This is a genomic window from Nostoc sp. WHI, from assembly GCF_015714725.1.
Lineage (GTDB): Bacteria > Cyanobacteriota > Cyanobacteriia > Cyanobacteriales > Nostocaceae > Nostoc.
Window position 1 is genome coordinate 36,413 of record NZ_WBKM01000219.1, and the last position, 22,928, is coordinate 59,340.

22 protein-coding genes, 1 tRNA gene and 1 pseudogene are annotated in these 22,928 nt (G+C 41.7%); 17 read left to right on the forward strand and 7 right to left on the reverse strand.

The features are described 5' to 3' along the window. Positions 1 to 4 precede the first annotated feature (4 nt). The 8 genes from F8S12_RS21930 (at position 5) to F8S12_RS21960 (ending at position 7,052) form a co-directional block, all read left to right on the forward strand. Positions 5 to 715 (forward strand): DUF4336 domain-containing protein, encoded by a 711-nt coding sequence (locus F8S12_RS21930; protein ID WP_196518377.1) that lies wholly within the window; start codon positions 5 to 7, stop codon positions 713 to 715. Between the two features lie 114 nt (positions 716 to 829). After that, positions 830 to 961, forward strand: a complete 132-nt coding sequence (locus F8S12_RS41710; protein ID WP_269144839.1) for a hypothetical protein — start codon at positions 830 to 832, stop codon at positions 959 to 961. Positions 962 to 995: 34 nt separating this feature from the next. Next, positions 996 to 1,853: an Rpn family recombination-promoting nuclease/putative transposase gene (locus tag F8S12_RS21935; RefSeq protein WP_196518378.1), complete on the forward strand. Its 858-nt coding sequence runs from the start codon at positions 996 to 998 to the stop codon at positions 1,851 to 1,853. A 30-nt stretch (positions 1,854 to 1,883) separates the two neighbouring features. Then, positions 1,884 to 2,219 carry a hypothetical protein gene (locus F8S12_RS21940; RefSeq protein WP_196518379.1) on the forward strand — a complete coding sequence of 112 codons (336 nt, stop codon included), beginning with the start codon at positions 1,884 to 1,886 and terminating at the stop codon, positions 2,217 to 2,219. Positions 2,220 to 2,373: 154 nt separating this feature from the next. Continuing rightward, the gene (locus F8S12_RS21945; protein WP_196518380.1) at positions 2,374 to 4,059 is read left to right on the forward strand and encodes an ABC-F family ATP-binding cassette domain-containing protein; all 1,686 of its coding nucleotides are present in this window, start codon (positions 2,374 to 2,376) and stop codon (positions 4,057 to 4,059) included. A gap of 220 nt (positions 4,060 to 4,279) precedes the next feature. Then, the gene (gene gpmI, locus F8S12_RS21950) at positions 4,280 to 5,878 is read left to right on the forward strand and encodes a 2,3-bisphosphoglycerate-independent phosphoglycerate mutase (protein WP_196518381.1); all 1,599 of its coding nucleotides are present in this window, start codon (positions 4,280 to 4,282) and stop codon (positions 5,876 to 5,878) included. Between the two features lie 113 nt (positions 5,879 to 5,991). Beyond that, on the forward strand, positions 5,992 to 6,225 hold the full coding sequence (gene secG / locus F8S12_RS21955) for a preprotein translocase subunit SecG (protein WP_094328436.1): 234 nt from the start codon (positions 5,992 to 5,994) through the stop codon (positions 6,223 to 6,225). Between the two features lie 2 nt (positions 6,226 to 6,227). After that, entirely contained in the window at positions 6,228 to 7,052 is an 825-nt protein-coding gene (locus tag F8S12_RS21960; protein WP_196518382.1) for a peptidase, read from the forward strand. 270 nt (positions 7,053 to 7,322) lie between these two features. On the opposite strand, the gene F8S12_RS21965 is transcribed toward F8S12_RS21960, so the two are convergent. The 5 genes from F8S12_RS21965 to F8S12_RS21985 form a co-directional block, all read right to left on the reverse strand. Continuing rightward, on the reverse strand, positions 7,323 to 8,471 hold the full coding sequence (locus F8S12_RS21965) for a glycosyltransferase family 4 protein (RefSeq protein ID WP_196518383.1): 1,149 nt from the start codon (positions 8,469 to 8,471) through the stop codon (positions 7,323 to 7,325). Between the two features lie 342 nt (positions 8,472 to 8,813). Next, positions 8,814 to 10,466: an MFS transporter gene (locus F8S12_RS21970; protein WP_196518400.1), complete on the reverse strand. Its 1,653-nt coding sequence runs from the start codon at positions 10,464 to 10,466 to the stop codon at positions 8,814 to 8,816. Beyond that, positions 10,453 to 11,382, reverse strand: coding sequence for a DNA repair protein RecO (gene recO / locus F8S12_RS21975; protein WP_196518384.1), 930 nt, complete (start codon positions 11,380 to 11,382; stop codon positions 10,453 to 10,455). Before recO ends, F8S12_RS21970 begins: the two co-directional genes overlap by 14 nt. A gap of 114 nt (positions 11,383 to 11,496) precedes the next feature. Continuing rightward, positions 11,497 to 12,177, reverse strand: coding sequence for a deoxyribose-phosphate aldolase (deoC, locus tag F8S12_RS21980; protein ID WP_196518401.1), 681 nt, complete (start codon positions 12,175 to 12,177; stop codon positions 11,497 to 11,499). 171 nt (positions 12,178 to 12,348) lie between these two features. After that, entirely contained in the window at positions 12,349 to 13,527 is a 1,179-nt protein-coding gene (locus tag F8S12_RS21985; RefSeq protein ID WP_196518385.1) for a DNA cytosine methyltransferase, read from the reverse strand. Between the two features lie 275 nt (positions 13,528 to 13,802). Between F8S12_RS21985 and F8S12_RS21990 the strand changes: the two genes are divergently transcribed. The 5 genes from F8S12_RS21990 to F8S12_RS22010 all read left to right on the forward strand — a co-directional run bounded on the left by F8S12_RS21990 (position 13,803) and on the right by F8S12_RS22010 (position 17,876). Further along, positions 13,803 to 15,074 (forward strand): glycosyltransferase family 4 protein, encoded by a 1,272-nt coding sequence (locus F8S12_RS21990; RefSeq protein WP_196518386.1) that lies wholly within the window; start codon positions 13,803 to 13,805, stop codon positions 15,072 to 15,074. A 680-nt stretch (positions 15,075 to 15,754) separates the two neighbouring features. Continuing rightward, positions 15,755 to 16,213 carry a ribosome silencing factor gene (rsfS, locus tag F8S12_RS21995; RefSeq protein WP_196518387.1) on the forward strand — a complete coding sequence of 153 codons (459 nt, stop codon included), beginning with the start codon at positions 15,755 to 15,757 and terminating at the stop codon, positions 16,211 to 16,213. After that, positions 16,210 to 16,710 (forward strand): CGLD27 family protein, encoded by a 501-nt coding sequence (locus tag F8S12_RS22000; RefSeq protein WP_196518388.1) that lies wholly within the window; start codon positions 16,210 to 16,212, stop codon positions 16,708 to 16,710. The genes rsfS and F8S12_RS22000 overlap by 4 nt, the downstream gene beginning before the upstream one ends. Before the next feature lie 89 nt (positions 16,711 to 16,799). Continuing rightward, the gene (locus F8S12_RS22005; RefSeq protein WP_196518389.1) at positions 16,800 to 17,753 is read left to right on the forward strand and encodes an asparaginase; all 954 of its coding nucleotides are present in this window, start codon (positions 16,800 to 16,802) and stop codon (positions 17,751 to 17,753) included. Between the two features lie 46 nt (positions 17,754 to 17,799). Further along, positions 17,800 to 17,876, forward strand: a tRNA-Met gene (locus F8S12_RS22010). Positions 17,877 to 18,010: 134 nt separating this feature from the next. Here the strand turns inward: F8S12_RS22010 and F8S12_RS22015 are convergent. Further along, positions 18,011 to 18,454, reverse strand: a complete 444-nt coding sequence (locus F8S12_RS22015; RefSeq protein ID WP_196518390.1) for a hypothetical protein — start codon at positions 18,452 to 18,454, stop codon at positions 18,011 to 18,013. A 168-nt stretch (positions 18,455 to 18,622) separates the two neighbouring features. Between F8S12_RS22015 and F8S12_RS42415 the strand changes: the two genes are divergently transcribed. Next, positions 18,623 to 18,844, forward strand: a complete 222-nt coding sequence (locus F8S12_RS42415; protein WP_442946819.1) for a group I intron-associated PD-(D/E)XK endonuclease — start codon at positions 18,623 to 18,625, stop codon at positions 18,842 to 18,844. 42 nt (positions 18,845 to 18,886) lie between these two features. Then, positions 18,887 to 20,341 (forward strand): YcjF family protein, encoded by a 1,455-nt coding sequence (locus tag F8S12_RS22020; RefSeq protein WP_196518391.1) that lies wholly within the window; start codon positions 18,887 to 18,889, stop codon positions 20,339 to 20,341. Between the two features lie 122 nt (positions 20,342 to 20,463). Here the strand turns inward: F8S12_RS22020 and F8S12_RS22025 are convergent, their stop codons facing one another. Then, positions 20,464 to 21,513 (reverse strand): sugar transferase, encoded by a 1,050-nt coding sequence (locus tag F8S12_RS22025; protein ID WP_196518392.1) that lies wholly within the window; start codon positions 21,511 to 21,513, stop codon positions 20,464 to 20,466. A gap of 198 nt (positions 21,514 to 21,711) precedes the next feature. On the opposite strand from F8S12_RS22025, the gene F8S12_RS22030 reads away from it, so the two are divergent. Both F8S12_RS22030 and F8S12_RS40830 read left to right on the forward strand, forming a co-directional pair. Then, positions 21,712 to 22,509, forward strand: a complete 798-nt coding sequence (locus tag F8S12_RS22030; RefSeq protein ID WP_196518393.1) for a 7-carboxy-7-deazaguanine synthase QueE — start codon at positions 21,712 to 21,714, stop codon at positions 22,507 to 22,509. Positions 22,510 to 22,728: 219 nt separating this feature from the next. Continuing rightward, a pseudogene (locus F8S12_RS40830) lies at positions 22,729 to 22,926 on the forward strand (IS630 family transposase); the annotation flags it as partial. Between the last annotated feature and the right edge of the window lie 2 nt (positions 22,927 to 22,928).

The following is a 22,928-nucleotide window of genomic DNA, read 5'->3' on the forward strand; positions in this document are numbered from 1 at the left end:
AGTTATGCTCAGAAAAATTGATCAGAATATTTGGATTGCCGAGCAACCGTTAAAGTATTTTGGATTGAGTGTCGGTACAAGAATGACGGTAATTCGTTTCAATAATGGTGAATTAGCTGTTATCTCTCCGATCCAAGTTGATGACGAAACTACTGAGCAACTCAATGAGCTTGGAAATGTTAAGCATATTATTGCCCCAAATCTTTTTCACTATCTGTTCTTATCTAACTTTAAGGCTCTCTATCCTCAAGCAAAGGTCTATGCTGTATCGGGATTGAAGGCTAAAATACCTGAGATATCTATTGATCAAGCTTTAGAGGATAATGGCGAAAATCTTTTAGGCGAACTTGAATGTTTATTATTTGAAGGGTTCAAAACCTTTCTTCCAAGTGGAGCATTACTTTTAAATGAGTATATTTTTTTTCATGCTAAAAGTCAAACTTTGGTTTTGACAGACACAGCTTTTTATTTTGATGAAAGTTTCCCAATGACAACAAAATTAGTATCCAAAATAATGGGAGGGTACAAGAAACTTAGACCATCATTGTTAGAACAGTTGGCTACTCAAGAAAAGGAAAAGGTTAAACAATCAGTTCAAAAGGTACTGCGATGGGACTTTAGAAGAGTTATTGTAGCTCATGGCAGCATTGTAGAGCATGATGCGAAGAAGCAGTTTAAAGAAGGGTACGAGTGGTTTTTAGGGGAATCTCTTTAAAACCATGTACCACCGAAGCTTTGAGGGAGATAGTTTCAGCACAAGGTAGCCTCACATAGATTTGGTATTAGACCAAATAGAACTACTGGCAGTTAAGGAATAAATGGTTTTAAAATGGTGCAATCTATTTATGGTGGAGAAACATTTGATGATAGTTTGTTAGCGTTTTTATCACGAATATTAGGGATAGCAAAAGAGCGATCGCTGAAAGCGCGAGATGGTTCTGAAGAGTCAAGTAACACATGAACAGCAAATCAAAATCTTCAAGTGATATAAAATTTTGAAAACAGACATCATCTTTTATCGGCTGTTTCAAGAATTTCCTGATATATTCTTTGAACTTATTGGTAATCCTCCAGAACAAGCTAGCCTTTATCAATTTTCATCAGTTGAAATCAAACAAACAGCCTTCAGAATTGATGGGGTATTTCTGCCTATACAAGGAAGTGAGAACCAGATTTACTTTGTTGAAGTGCAATTCCAAACAGATAGCGGAATTTATTCACGATTAATTTCAGAAATATGTTTATATCTCCGTCAAAATCAACCTTCAAATGACTGGGGTGCTGTGGTTTTATACCCAAACAGGAATATAGATACAGGAGATATCAAACATTACCGTGAGTTTTTCACAAGTGGGCGCATCAGGCGCATTTATTTGGATGAATTGGGTGAGGCTGCATCGCTTCCAATTGGCATTGCAACTGCTAAATTAGTAATTGCAACCGAAGATATAGCGATCGCACAAGCAAGGGAGTTGATACACAGAACTAATTCCGAGATAAGCTCATTACAAAAACAGCAGCAATTATTACAATTTATAGAGACTATTTTGGCTTACAAGTTTCCCACAATGAGTAGGGAGGAGATGGAGCAAATGTTTGGCTTAAGCGAGTTAAAGCAAACCAGATTTTATCAGGAAGCCTTTCAGGAAGGTGTTGAACAAGGTAAGGTTCAAGGCATTGAACAAGGCATTAAACAAGGCATTGTTCAAGGTGAGATTAGAGGTCAGGTTAGAGGTGAGCTTAAGGGTAAACTAAAAGCAGTATCAGCAATGTTAGCAGCAGGGTTGACTGTAGAACAAGTAGCAGAAGCGTTAGATTTGAGTGTCGAAGAAGTCAGACAAGCCGCGCAGTAAGATTCTTCTGATCAAGGAGTAGAGGAATTGGTGGACTACAACATAGGAACTATGAGTTTCAAAGATACAAAAGTTTATCAAGAAGCATTTGAAGAAGGGCGTTTGGAAGGTTTATTACAATCAGTACCTCGTCTATTAGATTTAGGGTTAACTATTGAGCAAGTTGCTGAGGGATTAGGTTTAACCATAAACCAAGTTCAAAACGCAAAACTTTATCATGATGGTATGCAAAGAGGGGAGCGTATGGCTAAATTAAAATTAATACCCACCTTATTGAAATTAGGGGTGACAGTGGAAAAAGTGGCTGAGGCGTTTGATTTTAGTGTCGAAGAAGTCAGACAAGCAACACAACAAAGTCAGCCTTGAGAGGGATGCGGTAATTTTAATGCGTTACTTAAGCCAAATTTTATTTGCACTTCCGAACTTTCTCACGACGAATTTATAGTTAATTTTTGTTAATATTGGAAGCGGTGTTAGTACTTCGTCCTCAACCACCCAGTCACTACGTGAGAAAAACTTAATGCTACGACTAGAACATATAAGTAAAATTTATCCCACAGGCGAAGTTCTTAAAGATATCAACTGGGAAGTTAAACCAGGCGATCGCATCGGCTTAGTCGGTGTCAACGGTGCTGGAAAATCCACCCAACTCAAAATCATCTCTGGGGAAATTGAACCCACCGCCGGCGAAATCATTCGTCCCAATAGCTTACATATAGCCTACCTCAACCAAGAGTTTGAAGTAGACCCCACCCGCACCGTTAGAGAAGAATTTTGGACTGTCTTCAAAGAAGCCAACGAAGTACAGCTATCTCTGGCGCATGTGCCACAAGAAATGGAAACGGCTAACCCAGATGAACTGGATCGACTGATCGACAAATTGGATCGCTTACAGCGCAAATTTGAAGCCTTGGATGGCTACAACTTAGATGCACGCATCGGGAAAATCTTACCAGAGATGGGGTTTGGGCTAGAAGATGGCGATCGCCTCGTTAGCGCCTTCAGTGGTGGTTGGCAGATGCGGATGAGTTTAGGTAAAATTCTTCTGCAAAAACCCGACTTGTTGCTGCTGGATGAACCGACTAACCACCTGGATTTAGAAACCATTGAGTGGTTGGAAAATTACCTCAAAGGGCTAATCACTCCGATGGTAATAGTCTCCCATGACCGGGAGTTTCTTGACCGCCTCTGCACCCAAATTGTAGAAACTGAACGTGGCGTTTCCGCTAGCTACCTTGGCAATTACTCGGCATATTTGGAACAAAAAGCCGAAAGTCAATTAGCACAACTTAGCGCCTACGAACGCCAGCAGAAAGAATTAGAAAAACAGCAAACCTTTGTTGATAGATTTCGCGCCAGTGCTACCCGCAGTACCCAGGCAAAAAGCCGGGAAAAGCAACTCGACAAAATCGAGCGCATTGAAGCACCAATTGCAGGGGTAAGAACTCTACACTTCCGTTTTCCCCCTGCACCCCGCAGTGGACGCGAGGTAGTGAACATTAAAAATTTAACTCATCTTTATGGTGAGAAAATCCTGTTTTTGGCAGCAAATCTCTTAATTGAAAAGGGCGATCGCATTGCATTTCTTGGCCCCAATGGTGCTGGGAAATCTACCCTTCTACGCGTGATTATGGGTATGGAACAACCCACAGAAGGTAGTGTTCAATTAGGCGATCACAATGTTATTCCCGGTTACTTTGAGCAAAATCAAGCTGAAGCTTTGGACTTAAAGAAAACTGTCATGGAAACTATCCATGATGAAGTTCCCGACTGGGATAATCAAGAAGTCCGCACACTTTTAGGACGCTTCTTATTTACTGGTGACACTGTATTTAAGGCAGTTGGGGCATTAAGTGGAGGAGAAAAAGCTCGTCTGGCATTGGCAAAAATGCTCTTACGTCCCGCGAACTTACTAATTTTAGATGAGCCGACAAACCACCTAGATATTCCAGCTAAAGAAATGCTGGAAGAAGCCCTGAAAAATTATGATGGCACAGCGATCGTAGTTTCCCACGATCGCTATTTTATTTCTGAGGTAGCGAACAAAATCGTAGAAATTCGTGATGGTGAATTCCGCGTCTATTTAGGAGATTATCATTACTATCTCCAGAAAATTGCCGAAGAAAAAGAACAAGCAAAATTAGCTGCAATAGCTGCCGAAAAAGCTGCTAAGAAAGCTGCTAAAGCTTCCACAAAAAGTAAATGAGGGACTGGATAATGCCTTAGTAGTAGTCCTAAAACGCTACTACTAAGTAATCACTCGTTATTAGCGAGCAAAAACATCACGGAAAATTACTAAAAATTTAAAAACCTTTCAAAAAACTGCAAGTCCTTCATAAAAGAAGTTAATAAGCAAAAATTCACTTGCGGCGTGGATTAGCAGTGGTATCATTCGGGTATTACAAAAAGTAAAGGGCAATTTTACTATGACCAAAGCACCTGTTGCTCCTGCGGTGCTAGTCATTTTAGACGGATGGGGCTACTGCGACCAGACGCGAGGAAACGCTATTGTTGCTGCTAAAACTCCAATCGTGGACAGTTTATGGGCAGCTTACCCGCATACCCTCATCCGCACCTCAGGAAAAGCCGTAGGGTTGCCAGAGGGTCAAATGGGCAACTCAGAAGTTGGTCATTTGAACATTGGTGCTGGACGAGTTGTACCGCAAGAACTGGTACGCATCTCTGATGCGGTCGAAGACGGTTCTATTGCCTCAAACCCAGCACTCGTCAAAATTTGCCAAGAAGTTCGTTCTCGGAATAGCAAGCTGCATCTAGTAGGGCTTTGTTCTGAGGGAGGGGTGCATTCACATATCACCCATCTATTCGGACTACTTGACTTAGCCAAAGACCAGCAAATTCCAGAAGTTTGTATTCACGCCATCACCGATGGCCGTGACACCGCCCCAACTGACGGTGTAAAAGCAATCACACTGCTGCAAGATTACATAGACCGCACAGGAATTGGACGCATAGTCACCCTCAGCGGTCGCTACTATGCGATGGATCGCGATCACCGCTGGGATCGAGTCAAACGCGCCTACAATGTCATGACCCAAGATGGTGCGGGTGACGATCGCAAAGCTTTGGAAATCTTACAAGCATCTTACGCCGAAGGGGTAAAAGATGAATTTGTCAACCCAATCAGAATTGCCCCCGGCGCAATAGAACCAGGGGATGGAGTGATATTTTTTAACTTCCGCCCCGATCGCGCCAGACAACTAACTCAAGCTTTGGTCAGTCCTAAATTTGACGGTTTTGAAAGACAGCAAATTACACCCCTGTCCTTTGTCACGTTTACGCAGTATGATTCAGACTTACCCGTGTCTGTAGCCTTTGAGCCTCATAATCTCAGTAACATTCTGGGAGAAGTGATAGCTAATCATAGTCTGAAGCAGTTCCGCACTGCTGAAACAGAAAAATACGCCCACGTCACCTATTTCTTTAATGGGGGTCTGGAGGAACCTTTTGCCGGAGAAGATCGAGAACTGGTAAGTAGCCCGATGGTGGCAACTTACGATCACGCCCCGGCAATGTCAGCAGCAGCAGTTACAGATGTAGCGATCGCTGCGATTCAAAAGGGTATATATTCTTTAGTTGTGATTAACTATGCCAACCCAGACATGGTAGGGCATACTGGTCAAATCGAGGCTACCATTACAGCAGTTGAAACAGTTGATCGCTGTTTGGGACGTTTATTAGAGAGCGTTATCAAGGCCGGTGGTACAACAATTATCACTGCCGATCACGGCAACGCTGAGTATATGCTAGATGAGGGGGGTAATCCCTGGACAGCTCACACCACTAACCCCGTCCCCTTCATCTTGGTGGAAGGAGAGAAAATCAAAATCCCTGGATATGGTACAAATGTCGAACTGCGAAGCGATGGCAAGCTATCCGACATCGCACCCACTATTTTAGAGATTTTACAGCTGCCTCAGCCACCAGAAATGACCGGGCGATCGCTGCTAAAAACAGCAGAATATGACCTGCAACTCACTCGTACTCCCGTGCAAGTAGGGTTGTAAAAGAGTGAGGAGTTAAGAGTTAATAGTGATAAATTAAAACTTTCCTAACCTTTAATTCCTAACTCGCAACCCTGACTCCTGTTTTAAAAATTGTTATAAATGAGATTCCTACCATGACAGTTACTAATATCGTGCAAGGCATTTGGGCGTTTTCCGCCACTGGTTTGATTATTTTGGTTTTACTGCATAGCCCCAAAGGTGATGGCATTGGAGCCATTGGCGGCCAAGCCCAGCTATTTAGCAGTACAAAAAGTGCCGAAAACACCTTAAACCGAATTACTTGGGCATTAACAGTAATTTTTCTCGGTTTAACAGTAGTTTTAAGTGCTGGTTGGCTACCTAAATAAGTATGGGGACACAGGAAGATGGGCAACACAACCCAATACCTAAAACCCTGAAAAATTTAATTAGATGGCGATTATTTGCAGCTCTTGCCTTAGCTATTGGCATAGGGCTGCTAGTAATTTTCACTAACTTTCAGTTGACTATTGCTTTGACAAAGTTACCTGTATATAAAACAAAATTTATAATTTCTCTCTCATCACTCTCATCTCGCCCAAAACCTCATCCCTTACCGCCTACACTGGCACAGTGGCAAGATAGGAATAACAGTGGTGATTACTTTTCTCAAGTTGAAACAACCCAAGTTGGTTATTTAGTCTGGTCACAATTTCCTGTTCGAGTTTACGTAGAACTACCAAAAGCCGTCAGCGACAAACAAGCTCAAGCATGGGTTAACGGTGTCTTGCGAGGTGTGCAAGAATGGAGTATTTATTTACCTTTAACAATAGTCCAACAGCCAGAAATTGCTGATATTACGATTGTACGAAAAGCGCCACCTCTACAAATTTCCCCTGGTAGTAATATACCCCGTGCGCGATCGGCCCAAACTACTTACGAGTTATACACCAACAACAAAGTTTTATCCCACCGCTTCACCATCTTGTTAAGTCCTAGTCAAACAGGCAAGTATATCCAAGCAGCAGCCCGCCACGAATTCGGTCATGCGCTGGGAATTTGGGGTCATAGTCCGCTACAAACTGATGCTTTGTATTTTTCTCAAGTTCGTAACCCATCGCCTATTTCTGTTAGGGATGTGAATACATTAAAGCGGGTTTATGAACAGCCAACTACTTTGGGATGGTTTTTAGTAGATAATTCAAAGATAAATTGATCAATAGGTAGAGTATATGCTGGTCGCTAGAGCAAAAATGCTACTGCGAAATCATGATAAATCCGTACCACATTGTACTTGGTCATAGTCAGTTACAAACTGATGCTTTATATTTCAATAAGGTTTAGTTAAAGCTAAAATCCTTTGTCAAAGTCAATTTTTTTACGAACCGAACCACACAGAGAAGTTCAGAGCGGCGGAAGTGGTCGCTCTAAACTTCTCTTAAGGGAGACGCTGCGCGTAGCTTGCTTCCGCACTTCTTCCCTTTCCCTACGCTCTGCGACTTAGCGGTAGAGGTCGCTGTGCTAAAACTCCTTTATAAAGTTCTTCCAGCAGAGTAATATTTTTATTCAGGGTATAGCGATCTAATACACGCTGTCTAGCTTTTTGCCCCAGCAGGGTTGTTAACTCTGGATGGTCTTGGAAAACTGGCAAGAGCGTTTTCAATTGCGATCGCACTGTTTTAGTATTAATAACTACACCTGCGCCCTTTTCCAATACTTCTCCATCTGCACCCACATCTGTTGCTAAACAAGCTACGCCACATGACATTCCCTCTAACAAAGATAAGGATAAACCCTCTACCAATGAAGGCAAAACAAATACATCTGCGCCCCGTAAAATTTCGATGCGTCGCTCTTCATCAGCAACAAACCCCAACCAGATAATGCCATATTCCCAACCATAAAATTGCTCTAAAGAAGGCTTCAAAGGGCCATCGCCAACAATTAGCAACTTACTACCAGGCTCCATTCCAGCCTGCTTCCAAGCCCGGAGGAGGGCTTCGACATTTTTCTCTGGGGCTATTCGACCTTGATAGACAAACAAGCGTTCGGCTTTATACTCTGCTTTAATTTTAGAAGCTCCTGGAGAGTACTTGATAGTATCAACACCGTTGGGAATTACAGCGATATTTTCTTCCCGCACGCCCATGCGTGCCAATAATTCTCGCTGAATTTGGGAAAAGACAATCACGCGATCGTAGTTAACCAAAAAAGGTGCGTAAAGTTGATAAGCCAAAAGTTGTGTTCCCGATATCAGCTTTGCCCCCTTGCCAGCAAACGGTGTGTGAAAAGTGGCAATTAGAGGCAACCTCAAATCTTCACAGATTTCCGGTAAAATAAAGTCCAGAGGAGAGAGGGTCAAAGAAGCATGGACTATATCTGGTTTGATTTCCCGCAGCGACTCGGTTAAAAGTTTGGTCGCTTTAAAAGTGGGAATTGTGTAAACCTGGGACTTATAAATGAAAGGAAGGGAAACCTCTCGAAGATTTGGCCAGTTATCAGGTTCCGATTCTTCTTGGGCAAAGTGAAGAAAGCTAACTTGATGTCCCCTGTCTAGCAAGGCATTTGTAATTTCTCGACCGTAAGTGACATTGCCGCAAAAGGGTGATTTTTTTCCAATCCAGGCTATACGCATTCTTTATTTAGCTGTAAGAAAATCGAGTTTGATCTATTACTTGTGTGTCCTTTGTGATTTTTATTTTATCTAGCTATACTTGCTGGGTTTTTTAGTTATTACAGATTCCCGCCATAATCTAGTTTAAAAAGCCTATTTTGAGCTAATTAAATCAGTGGATTTATTCTATTTATTAAGTTGTTAATTTCTGATATCTAAACAACTTATTCTGACTAATGTCAGATCATATCCCGCAAGTATGTGATAAATTTTCACTGACGACAGTTTACCATGAACACAAAAGCTTTAAGGAAATTACTAATTACTTCAAGGTAATAAATAATAACTCTTGTTAACTGATAACTACTTATGAGAGTTATACCAGGTTAATATACCTCCTGAAAAGACGATCGCTGCTAATCCCAAAAAAACTACCTGTAATCCCAGAAAGGTTTCTGCTACACCTGCTAAGGCTAAAGGTAAGGAGAGGGCAATATTAATTACATTGTTCTGCAAGCCAAAGACTTTACCCCGCATTTCTGGAGGTGTTTCTGTTTGGATTGCAGTTTGCATGGGAATCCCTACTAGCGCTCCAAAGACACCCAACAGTGCTAGAAGTAACACGACTAGCCACAGCTGGGTTGTAAATACTGACAGACCAATTAAGGATGCTGCCATACCTATACAACCGTACAGACTTAGTTGTATATAAGAGAAGCGTTGACCAAATTGACCGAGAATTGTTGCTCCAGCAGCGATGCCAACACCACCTGCTGCTAGTAAAAAGCCGAACTGGGAGGCTTTTAAATTGGGAATTATTTCTGCCATCCGAACGGCTAAAACAGTTAGTGCTGCAAAGACAGAAAATAAGATAATTAGCTGAAGCAAGGCATTACGAATGCGATGATTTGCTTTGAGGTAGCTGAAACCGTCCCGCAAGTCAGAGAATACATGGGGAAATTCTGTTTTGGGGTCGTGGGTTTTTTCGTTAGTCGCCAGCAGAAACAAAATTAGTCCAGCGATCGCATAACTACCACCAACTAAAAGTTCCTTACCTAAACCACCACTACCACCAATCTGCAACCAAAGTCTATCAGCGATCGCTAACAACGGTTCCCCGACGGCAAACCCAACAATCACCGATGCCATCATTGTTGTCGTGTAAAGCGAATTTGCCGAGAGCAAATGCTGTTCTTCTACGACCAAAGGAATTGCCGTCTGTTCTGCTGGTGCAAAAAACTGCGTCAGTGTGGAAACTAAAAAAGTTACACCCAGGATGATTATAAAACCTACTGGCAGCACTCCTATGGGTTGCCAATCATGAGTCAACCACAGCAAAAAGGGAATTGACAAAACTAGGATACCGCGCCAAACATTCGTTGCCACCAGCACAGCCTTTTTCGACCAGCGATCGACAAATACACCAGCAACGGAACCAAACAATACGGCTGGAATAGTAAAAGCCATCATCAAGGTTGATACCCAGCCACTAATACTCTGATCACTTGCTTTAAACTGAGTATTAATCAAGGCAATCATCAGTACCAAATAAACTTTATCTGCTAGTTGACAGAAAACTTGGCCGCCCCAAAGAGCCAGGAAATTAGGATTTTTTAATACAGGCAAAAACCCCTGCTGTTTTACATTTCCTAAAACAGCATCTCCACCTAAACCAGACCCATTTAATTTCGGTGGTTCTTTTTCTGGAATAGTGGCTACTGGCAAACTCTGCCCATTACGAACGCCGTTGCTATCTACCTCAGAAGTAGTTAATTGGTCTTCAGATTGTGTTTCTGATGGACTTGAAACATCAGTTTTTGGGATCTCCCCTGTCCAACTTTGGTCGTTTTTAGAAACGTCTTTTGGGGACATTTCTTGACCATTGGTTTGACTAGGTGTAGACTTGGAAACCGCACTTAGGTGATTCCTGACTGTATGATCTGATGCACTATTCTCTTTTTTGATGAGGCTTGGTGACAAAGGCAGGATTTTTCGATCCAAATCAGACGATTGCATCATGGTTGGCAGCAAAGTAAGAGTCGAGCAAGGTAGCAGAGCGAATAGGGCGACCTAATTGATACTGAGCATACTGGCGCAAAATCTGCTCAACAGATAACCAGTCATAATCTCTAGTACCATCAATTTGCATTATCTCTGGTTGTGACAGATGTTGGAGCAAAACTAATTCCATAGCACCTAGACGACTAGAAATCACAGGTATTTCTTGCCGATGCACAACAACTGTTTGGGAGCCAGGTTTTAGAGGTGATGGGATAATGGGGTGGTTGGGTGATGGAGAAAAAGATGAATTTCTTTGTATGCCTCTCTCCCTTTCCACCTCTCTGTGTAAACTTTTCCAAGCTTCTAAGGAAACCGTTCCACCCGCAGGGATGCTAAATCCTACCTGCCAGTTGGGGTCTGTAAAGTCTGGCTTCAGGGGGCGTCCAGATAGGCAGCAGACTTGGACTTGCGGCGTTAGTCCTGCCAAGGCTAAAAGGTGAAATACCCCATGAGCTAGATGAGCCAAAACACCAGATGCATTTGCACTAGACAACGCCTCCAACCGATGGAGATGTTCATTGAACAACTCATAAAGTTCTTCTTGGGGTTGTTCGCTCAAAGCTTGACACAGTACTATTTCTGCTAAATACTGACCAGCAGCCAGTTTTCCCAAATCTTTCGCTAAACCAGGATAAGTTTTTAACGTTTGTGCTTGAGTAATTTTATCAAGCGATCGCCCTTTCGCAATCAATAGTTCATTCACAACAAACATACCACTCCTACCACCCAGGCTGGAGTTGTGCTTGCGTGCCCCTGGAGCCACTGCTCGAATCAGCCCAAATTCCCGTGTCAAAATCGTGACTATTTTATCCGATTCTCCCAGCACCTGAGTTTTAAGATTAATTCCGGTTGCTTTGTAGGTTCTACTCATTAGTCATTGGTCATTAGGTTAGGACAAAGAGAAAAGCCAAAGGCCAGAACTTCAAGGACAAATGACATAAAGACGCGCCCGTGCCTTCCCGCAGGTAAGAGGAGAGACAAATAACTATTCACCCTTTCCCAGGTTATCGCGCTGGCGGAGCAAATCAATACCGCGAGATGTGCCTAATCTAGTAGCACCCGCTACAATTAAATCTAGGGCTTGATCGATAGTACGGATACCGCCCGATGCTTTAATTCCCACTCTTTCTTTTGCTAATTCCTGCAAAAGTCGCACATCTGCGACTGTAGCCCCACCATTCAAACCTGTACTAGTTTTTAAGAAAGCTGCTCCCGCCTCCATAGCTATTTCAGCAGCTATTTTTTTCTCCGCATCTGTCAACAGATTGGTTTCCAAAATTACCTTGACAGTTTGCCCAGTTTCTTCACAAATTTCGGCAATCTCTCGGTGGACTTCTTCAATTTTACCAGCTTTCAACCAGCCCAAGTTCATTACCACATCCAACTCAGTGGCCCCACTATCCGCCGCTTCTTGAGCCTCATATAGTTTCACGGCTGAAGTCGTCGCACCCGCAGGAAAGCCAATCACCGCACAGACTTTCGGGTTCTTGCCGTGGAGGAGTTCGACTGCTTGTTTGATATAGGCAGGGTACAAGCAAACTGCCGCAAAATTAAATCTATATGCTTCTTCACACCACTGCTCAACCTGCTCTGGAGTAGCCGTTGACGTTAACAGGGCGTGATCGATAAATGGCGCAATATCAATGTCTGGATAGTCTGCTGCCATCGTGTCTTCTGCCACTAATTGATTATTAAAGTTTATAAAAAATTAAAACATTTCTTATATACGTATTAAACCACATTTATTACGAGTTTATCCTGAAAACAAACTGCTGACTTGTCTTGAGATGTCGGCTTTGTAGATGTACCGTAATTATTATAAGTATTTAAGTTGACATTAGACAGTAGTAAGGTTAAAAATATCAACAGTATTTTTAACAGCAGTTCCTAAGAAGTCAAAAATACTTGTAGCTAACGCCTTCGATGCCAAATATGGTACGCCATTCCCAATAGTTTTAAACATATTTGTAAGCGACATATCCTCTGGAAGCACAAAATTTGCAGGCAAAGATTGAATAGCTAAAGCTTCTGCCACAGATATTCGACGGATTTTATAGGGATGCAAATGTACTTCATTATTTCCATAGCAAGCTGTCGGAGAGTAACGCCATCTGTGCAGACGTTTGAAAGACTTTTTAGAATCATCTCCTTCATCAATAGCAGCAAATCTTGTGATCCCTGCCCTTGGTTGAAAACAGTTTTCAGCATTGGGATGCTTCAGCACATTATTTTTTCTAAACCAGTATTCTACTGTGAGTTCTTGAGGTATGCCATCAGGACAAGGCATTATAGAATTTTCTTGAAATGGTTCACACTTACGCCAAGGGTAAGCAAAAACCTTTTTTTGAGGATATAAAATATGATTTCCCCAAGGAAAATATCTCTCAGGTAGTAACTTTTCACTACCGAGTTTTATTCCTATATTTTTGATAAAATTATTTCGGAAACCAATGAGAATAATTCTTTCTCTATCCTGGGGTACACCGTATTCGATAGCATTAATTAACCGCTCTGTTAATATATAGCCTGCTTCCAATAATTGTTGCTTGAGCGATTCAAAAAATAAGCGGTGCTTTGTGGTTCTCCACAAACCCTTAACATTCTCAAATAAAAAGAAATCTGGAGTATTTAGGCAAATTAATTCAACATAAGAAGCCGAAAGCTTGCCATTATCTCCCAAATGTCCTCTATTTTTCCCCCCAATAGAAAAATCAGGACAAGGAGGCCCACCGATGAAACCAATTATATTATGAGATTTGCGGCAGTCTTTGACTAATTCTTGAAGGCGTTGTGCTTGTAATCCTTGGGTAAATTTAGTTATGTCTCCTGCTTCCCCATGATAATATCCGTATTCTGGCAACGGTAGATTGAGAACTTGCCGTGAATAGCGGTATGCTGCCATGAATGGAGAAAAAATTTCATTGACATAAATAATATTAAAACCACTGGTTTCAAAACCTAAATCTAGGAAACCTGAGCCAGCAAAAAAGGAGAAGATACAAGGGCGATCGCTCATTCAATAACTAGTATTGTGAAATAGTTTTATCAGTATCATAATGCTTAAGAGTTTATACTTACACGTACATCATCAATGAATACTTGAAAAATAATAAAAATAATCAAAACCTTCTTAAGTACTTAATATTAAATTTTACTTAATCTTTAACAAAAATGCCTGACAGAAAAAAAGTATAAAGCCACAATTAAATACAGGAGTTTTCAAGCTCCAATCATGTGTAAGACAACTATTGTCATTAAATAAAAAGTCGGGATACTTCGGACTAATTTTTTATGCGAATTTTAATTTACTCCTACAATTACTATCCAGAGCCAATTGGTATTGCCCCACTGATGACTGAATTAGCAGAGGGACTAGTGAAACGTGGGCATCAAGTGCGCGTAGTCACTGCTATGCCCAACTACCCTGAGCGTCAAATTTACCAGGAATATCGGGGCAAGTGGTATCTCAACGAATACAAAAATGGCGTTCAAATTCAACGCAGTTACGTTTGGATTCGTCCACAACCAAATCTATTAGATCGGGTATTACTAGATGCTAGTTTCGTTGTCACTAGTTTTGTGCCTGCCCTCATCGGTTGGCGTCCAGATGTTATTCTCTCAACCTCACCATCCTTGCCAAGCTGTGTACCAGTTGCTCTTTTAGGATGGTTACGTGGTTGCCCTGTGATTTTAAATCTACAAGATATTTTACCAGACGCAGCCGTCCATGTCGGTCTACTGAAAAATAAATTACTTATCCAATTGTTTACACTATTGGAAAAATTTGCTTACCATACTGCCAATAAAATTAGCGTCATCGCCGATGGGTTTGTGGACAATTTGCGATCTAAGGGCGTAGAAGCCGACAAAATTGTGCAAATTCCCAACTGGGTTGATGTAAATTTTATCCGCCCTTTGCCTAAAGAAAATAACCCTTTCCGCATAGCACATAATCTAAATGGCAAATTTGTAGTCCTGTATTCTGGTAATATTGCCCTAACCCAAGGCTTAGAAAGCGTCGTCAAAGCTGCTTCTGTATTACGCCATATCCCAGATATTGTTTTTGTGATCGTTGGAGAGGCACAAGGTTTACAGCGATTGCAACAAGAATGTCTAGACTGCGGTGCAGATAATGTTTTGCTACTGCCGTTTCAACCCCGCAAATATTTGCCACAAATGTTGGCGGCTGCGGATGTTGGTTTGGTGGTGCAAAAGAAAAATATTGTATCCTTCAATATGCCATCAAAAATTCAAGTGCTACTTGCCAGTGGAAGAGCCTTAGTTGCTTCTGTCCCTGATAATGGTACGGCAGCAAGAGCCATCAGGCAAAGTGGCGGCGGAGTTATAGTTCCTCCAGAAGATCCCCAAGCTTTAGCAATGGCAATTTTAGATTTGTACCAAAATCCCGAAAAAGTCAAAACTCTCGGTTATAAAAGTCGCCAATATGCAGTTGAACACTATGCTTTTGAGCAAGCTTTAAATCAGTATGAGTCCTTGTGTTACTCATTGAAGGCAAATCGTGGGGCAATTCAGTCCACAATAGTTACGAAACAAGAAGTTTAATCTCCGGTACTGATGTTACATTACATACCTGTACTTTCAGGAAATTCGCTGATATGTTAGTCACAATCATCTTCTCAAAATCTAGGTAGCAGGAGATTTGAAGGGTGGCTAATTCTATAAAAAACATATAGCAACTAGACGAGCAAGTTTTCAAGTGCTTTGTTGAGCAAAAAATCCCACGGCTTCACTTCATTCAAGCCGTGGGAAGGCCAATTTTTTACATATTATACAATAGGAATGCTTTATTACGCCCAAATAACGACTAGTACGCTTATGCCAATCACACTTTCGGTAAATCATGTATTAGTGTGCTGTGTTGTATCGTAATTTTTAGTAGACAAGCCAAGACATAGATGTGGCCTTACTTACGAATTACTAGTACACTATGGCGGAAATGTACTAACTTTACATATTAGGCTGTTTCATAAATCTGCGTTTATTTTCGCCGGAAGTTCTCGCTGGAAAGCTATTGATTAATTTCTCGCTCCCCAATAGCCATCCGCAACTGCTTCTTGCTGATGCCGAAATTTGAACAGCCAATTGTCAAACTAGTCCCCATAAACACCTGTTTTTTTGTTAGTATTCAAAAAAACCTATTGACACATTTTCAGATCAATTGTTTGTTGTTTGTAAGGAAATGTAAACAATTGTTTCAAAAGAAAGAAAGCACCTGAGGTTTAATGACTGATTATTTCCAAGGAAATTCCCCATTACAGTCTATCTCACTGACGAAGAGTGCGGTGAGAAGCTTTGCCCAAACTGAAGAGGCGAGCGGAAAATTAGCCACAACCATTGCCGAAGCGGCATCAGAGCGGAAAGCGGGTGAGATTTTATTGCTCAGAGTAGCAGAGGTATCTTACTTAGCTGATTACTTTGTGATGATGACTGGCTATTCTAGGGTACAGGTAAGGGCGATCGCTCAAGCAATTGAAGGAAAAGTTGAAAGTGAGTTGCAACGGCGTCCCCTAAGGATAGAAGGAAAAGCCGAGGGGAGTTGGGTATTACAAGACTACGGTGATGTGATCGTTCACATCATGATGCCCAAAGAACGAGAGTTTTATAATTTAGAAGCGTTCTGGATTCATGCAGAGCGTATTTCCCTTCCAGAATCTGATGAGGGTGAGGGTAAGCCAACATGATTAGGTCTTCGGTTTCAAATTGTCCAGTTCCTACAGACCAACAACCGCTCAATGAGTACGAAGAGTTAAAAACTTCCTGGCTGTTTCGTGATAGCACTTTAGATTGGCGCAAATATATCACGAAAATGGTTTGGATTTGGGGTTTATCTTGGCTAATAGCAGGCCCTGTGGCCGCAGCAAGTTTTTCTCCACAAAAGTACGTTGCACATTTTATCCTCTGTGGTGCAGCAGGAGCAAGCGTTGGGGTAGTGCTGGCACTTGTGAGATTGTACTTAGGCTGGTTCTACGTGCGTGATCGCCTTTGCAATTCTACAGTATTTTATGAAGAGTCAGGCTGGTACGATGGCCAAACTTGGACGAAACCACAGGAAGTTCTCAACCGCGATCGCTTAATTGTCGCATACGAAATCAAACCTATTTTGCAGCGATTACAATTTACCTTTGCTGGCTTGGCGGGAATGTTAGTTACTGGTACTATAGTTTGGCATTTGTTATAAAAACGGTCATTAGTCATTAGTCATTAGCTAAGGACTAATGACTAATGACTAATGACTAATAACTAATAAAAGGTAATAAATATTAACCCATGACAATGGGAAAACGAACTCAAGCCACAGCACTAGAAGTACGGTTGCTGCGGGAAGGCATTATTGAATCCAGGCATATAGTACAAGCTGTTGTATGCGACGAACGGGGACGGGTTCTAACCGTTGCCGGAAACTCTGAAACTGCTGCATTTATTCGTTCAGCGCTCAAACCATTTCAGGCACTCGCAGTCACCACCACAGGCACACTGGAACGCTATAACCTCAGCGATCGCGACTTAGCAATAATCACAAGTTCCCACAAAGGAACAATAGAGCAAGTCCGACAGGTATTTAACATCCTTTGGCGGGCAGATATTGACCCGACTACACTCCAATGTCCGATTTCTGAAGGTAAGCGGAGTAGTCTGGAATACAATTGCTCTGGTAAACATGCAGGGATGTTAGCCGTTTGTCAGCAACGCCATTGGCCCTTGAATAACTACTTAGAACGCAAGCACCCAATACAGCAGTTGATTTTGGGCAAAGTAGCAGAGTTGTTGCGAATGCCAGCTGAGGAATTTATCAGCGCTCATGATGACTGTGGCGCTCCAACTTATCTAATGCAAATTGGTCATATGGCGTCTTTGTATGCCCTACTAGCCTCTAGTACCAACTTGGATATGGAGCGCATTGTCCGTGCTATGACGCATCACCCCGCTATGGTAGCAGGAGATGGAGAATTTGACACGGAACTGATGCGCTTAACTCCAGGGGAACTGGTCAGCAAAACTGGTGCCGAAGGAGTGCAGTGCATTGGTAGACTCGGTGAAGGCTTGGGATTGGCAATCAAAGTCATGGATGGGGCAAAACGAGCAAAACATGCTGTTGCTATTCACTTGCTTCAGCAAATGGGTTGGATTAGTCCCAGCGCCGCAGAAAGTCTCTCAGAAAAGTTTGTCACCTTGGGTAAATACAAGCGTTTAGAAGTAATTGGAGAATTATCATTTTTGTAGTTGCCAAACTCTTGACTATAGGTTATGCTAGAAAAGTCAAGAGCGACGCGGGATAGAGCAGCCTGGTAGCTCGTCGGGCTCATAACCCGAAGGTCAGTGGTTCAAATCCACTTCCCGCCACCAAATACAAAAATAATGAAACCCTGTAATCAGAGAAGATTAGGGGGTTTTGTTTTATGCTGATTGTCAACTTGATCTCACGGATGGACACAAAGCTTAGAGGAGACATAGCTAAACAAGCATCTGTTCTTCATGCCTTAAAACGTGGTTGGCTCAGTTTGATTTGGTGGCTTTAACCCATAGGTTCTGTTTAGAAAAACAGTAACACTAGTAAGAATGAGATCTGACGAGAAGAAGCATACAGAGATCCAGGAATTTTCATCAATTTGATTATTTGTAAATAGTACGCGCTCAAGAAATCTGTCTAGTTTGGATACTAAATAGCCAGAAAAGAATGTCGCTACTACTTTTGCTAATTCACTAAAAGTTTTCTCTTCCTCCTCGCTAACAGGTGATCCAGCGTTCCCAAATACCCAGCCGATTAGAGCACCTAATAAGCTGATTAGCAAATTAAGCCAAACTCGCTCCGGAGCAATTTTAAACAAACAGGTAAAAAGAATACTACTAAAGAATATTGCAGTGAAATTTATTGATAGAATGTTCTGCTTGTTTCCCGATAAAGATTCAAGAAATTTCATCATTACACGTTTCCATATATGAAATTGCCAAGTGTTCGAGTAACTGAATTCTAAGTCAGTTATATACAGAAAATAACCGCATATTTACTTAAGAGTTACAAATATATAGAAAGTTTCCGCATAACATCCCTTTTCAGATAATATCCATACTTTTTCCGTATACTAAACTGTTTGAAAGAGAAAATCATAGAAAATCTTGACCTGTTTTATATCTTTTCAATAGATATATTTATTGGCTACTGTAGCAAAATACACCTTTTTAAGGCTGATAAAAGACAGCGCAAACCGCGTTCGAGACAATATAGGAATGCTTGGAAGTTAATCTTACAAGCATCTGTAGGTAAAGAAAGTTGTGTTCGATCGCCTGTTAAATTCAGAGAAGCAGGTTTTTGATCTATTCTGGAAGAAATAGCCATCTAAAAGGCGCGGAGAATCATGGTTGTGAAGTTGCAGCGACCAATTTTAGTGGGAGGATTGGGACTGTCCTTTTCTCTGTGGATGCTACAAAGTTGGCATCATTCAATAATGCAGGTGGGTGAGTTTGGTTTATTGAGTGTTTTTGCAGTTGGGGGTGGTTTGTGGTTATTCCAGCAAAATCGCCCGAAAGATAGTTTAGAGCAGCTAAATGGTAGGCTAGTGGATCGGGCGACTGTGGAAAGTGCGATCGCTAAAACTGAAGCCGTAATAAACCAACTTGCACAAGAAGCAGAAAACCATCGGGCGTTAGAAACACTTAGAGAACAAGCTTCACAATTGTTGTTGGAATTAGACAGACAAGAAATTAAAGTGGCTGTGACTGGTGGGAAATCCGTGGGCAAAAGCACTTTAATTCAAGTGCTAGAGCAAAATTTCGTGTCTTCAAATTTTGTTTCTCTACAAGAAACAGCACCTTTATTTAGAGAAGCAGGTGACAATTCAGATGCAGATATTTTGGCAGAAGTCGCAAAATTTGATTTTGTTCTGTTCCTGACAAATGGTGATTTGACAGACTCAGAATTTCAAATTTTACAGCAGTTAAAAGCAGCAAATCAGCCTCAAATACTGGTTTTCAACAAACAAGACCAATATTTAGCCGATGAAAGCGCCAGCGTCTTGCTGTCATTGAAACAGCGAATGCAGGGAAATGTAGTTGCAACTGTGGCCTCTCCCATTGCCATCAAAGTCCGAAAGCATGAGGCTGATGGTTCTGTGGAAGAATGGATGGAACAACCAGCACCAGATATCCAACAATTATCACAGCAGTTGAGTGAAGTTTTGGCACAGCAAGGACAACGGCTGGTTTGGGCAACTACCATGAGGAAAGCTGGTTTGTTGAAAGCTGAGGCGAAAAACTGGCTCAATGGAACCAGACGCGATCGCGCCACCCCAATTATTGAACAATATCAGTGGATAGCTGCTGCTGCTGCCTTTGCCAACCCAGTACCAGCCCTTGATATTCTGGCAACTGCGGCAATTAATGCTCAGATGGTAATGGATTTGGGTAATATCTATCAGCAAAAATTTTCTTTGGAACAGGCACAAACCGTAGCTGGTACACTGGGAAGTCTGATGCTGAAACTGGGTTTAGTTGAGCTTTCTACAAAGGCTATTAGTATTGTTCTTAAAAGTAATGCCGTTACCTTTGTTGCTGGTGGCGCAGTGCAGGGAGTAAGTGCAGCTTATCTGACTAGGGTAGCAGGGTTAAGTTTAGTTGAATATTTCCAACAGCAGGAAATAGCGATTGATTCTGGAAATGGTTTGAATTTGGACAAGTTGCGGCAAACGTTGCAAAAGGTATTTCAGCATCAGCAAATTGGTTTTTTGCAGGGGTTTGTTAAGCAAGGCGTGAAGCTTTTAATGCCAGAGGTGCAGCAGGTTGAATTAGTAGGTATCCCGAAGGCTGTGAGTTAAATAAAGCAAGAAGAACCAGCTCCTAATTTAAAATACACCCAAGCCTATTTTAGGCTTGGGTGTATCCGACAATGAACGTGAGAGTTACGAGTTACCAAAAAATTGTGAATAAAGGTAGTTAGCTAAACAGCACCACTGTTTCTGTTAAACAAGATAGCTATAGTTTTGAAAATTAGCTTTAAATCGTACACCAAACTCCAATTTTTTTGATACTCTAAATCCATACGAATCACATCTTCAAAACTACGGACTTTAGAACGTCCATTTACTTGCCATTCGCCAGTCATGCCGGGTTTAACATCTAAACGTTGCCACTCTGGTACTTCATAGCGTTCCACTTCATCAGGTGTGGGTGGTCGAGTGCCTACTAAACTCATTTCTCCTTTGAGGACGTTCCAAAATTGGGGTAGTTCATCAAGACTCGTTCGCCGTAAAAAGCGCCCTATCTTGGTAACTCTGGGGTCATTCTCATTCTTGAAAAAGGCACCTTGCACTTGGTTTTTGACTTGGGATTTCTTGGCTTCCGCATCCACACACATAGAACGGAATTTCCAAATCTCAAACCGTTTCCCCATCCAGCCACAGCGGATTTGACTAAAGAAAATGGGGCCAGGATCATTAATTTGAATAGCGATCGCAATCGGAATAAACAAAACTCCTGTAATTAATAAACCGATCACTGACCCTACAATGTCTAATAACCGTTTCATCCAAGATGCCACGGAAGGGTGAGTAGTAGGTAGCTGCTCTACTTTACGGGAAGTTGTCTTCCGATTATCTGCTAAGTATTCTTGTTGTACTAGCAACTTATCGTCCACAAGCTCTAAGGGAAAAACCTGATCTAGTCCTGTGAGTTTTAAGACTGCCATTACCTGAGGTGTTACATTCCGCAGTGTTAGTGTAATCCCTTGGGACTGGGCGTGTTTAAAATTACTTACTAGAGCACCTAAACCACTACTATCCATAAAAGTAGTTTGGTGAAAGTCAATAATGATTTGCTTGGGATGTAAATTGGGTTGGATTAAGCCTTGGCAGGTTTGCTTAAAGCCTAAAGCTTCCAGCACGCTCAATCGCGTGGGAACCAGCACTATAGCCGTGTCGTTTAGGGAATTAACTGGAAAATCGACTTCTGTCGGTTGGCTAGTCATGAAGCTCTGCACTTTCGTTGCCATGTATAATGTAATCTGCCAAGCATTATTTTGTCCTCCAAAATTACCTAACCTAATATTGGAATCAGTAATAATAAGGACTAATCGCTATTTACCGGGGCTGAGATTGGAGATCGCCAGCGACGATTCACAATAGAACAAGAAGCCAAAAAATATCCTTGCTGTTGTGCCGACGCAGCGCGATCGCGTTGCTCTCATCAAATGATTGCTAAAAATACGGTTACACCTACCGCACGCCTGATTGAGGTCTTTTCTGCCATTCAAGGGGAAGGACTGAATGTAGGGACACGTCAGATTTTTATTCGTTTTGCTTTGTGTGATTTGCGCTGTCACTTTTGTGATAGCGCCCATACTTGGAATGCACCTGCTACTTGTCGGATAGAGCGATCGCCTGGATTGCGTGACTTTGAAATTCACTCTAACCCTGTTCCATTACCCATCTTAATTGAATGGGTAGAACGGCAAAATCTACCTTGTCTACACGATAGCATTAGCTTAACTGGAGGCGAACCACTTCTTCATGCCCCATTTCTAACGCAGTTTTTACCCCAAGTGCGAGCCATAACTGGTCTACCTACATACCTAGAAACTGGCGGACATCGCCCAGAACAACTGGCGATGATTCTCCCCTATTTAGACTCTGTAGGTATGGATTTTAAATTGCCCAGTGTTAGCGGCGAAAGTCATTGGCAAGAACATAGTAAATTTCTCCAATTATGTCACAATTCATATTTAAATGTTTTTGTCAAGATAATTGTGTCTCAAAACACAGATCCTGCCGAGTTGGAACGTTCAGCTTTGCTGGTGGCAGAGGTTAGTCCAGATATCTCAGTATTTTTACAACCTGTTACGCCTTTAGCAGTATCTGAACAATTTTCCCCAATACCTGTGCTTGCGCCTTCGAGCGATCAAGTTTTGACGTGGCAAGCTTTAATGAAGCGGTTTCTTAAGCATGTGCGTGTCATACCCCAGACGCATAAAATGCTGAACCAGCTGTAAAATTTGAGTTTGATAAAGATATAGTCAAGAAAAAAGTAAGATTTTATGAAAGGTGTCAAGAGCGAAACACTCTTCGAGCCATATTTCCCTAACAGGAAATTAAGGAGAAGGGTAGTTGAGTTGTTGACAATTTTCTGTTAGGTGAATCCGATTTGATTTTTGAAAAAGATTGCGAGAAAATTCGGAGGAATACATTTGTCTCACAGCCAACAATGATAAATCAGTATTAAAAGCCACAACGCTCTCAAAGAAATTACCCAACAGGCGATCGCGGAATTATAAGATTTTATAGCGCTTCGCCCAGATGCCCACCAGACAAGGAAAGCGTTGGCAGTCAAACTGATTTATCAAAGTTATTTCTATGAGGAAATTCAAACAATTTTAGATGTGTTACTTAGTTCGATAACAAGCTGGAAATA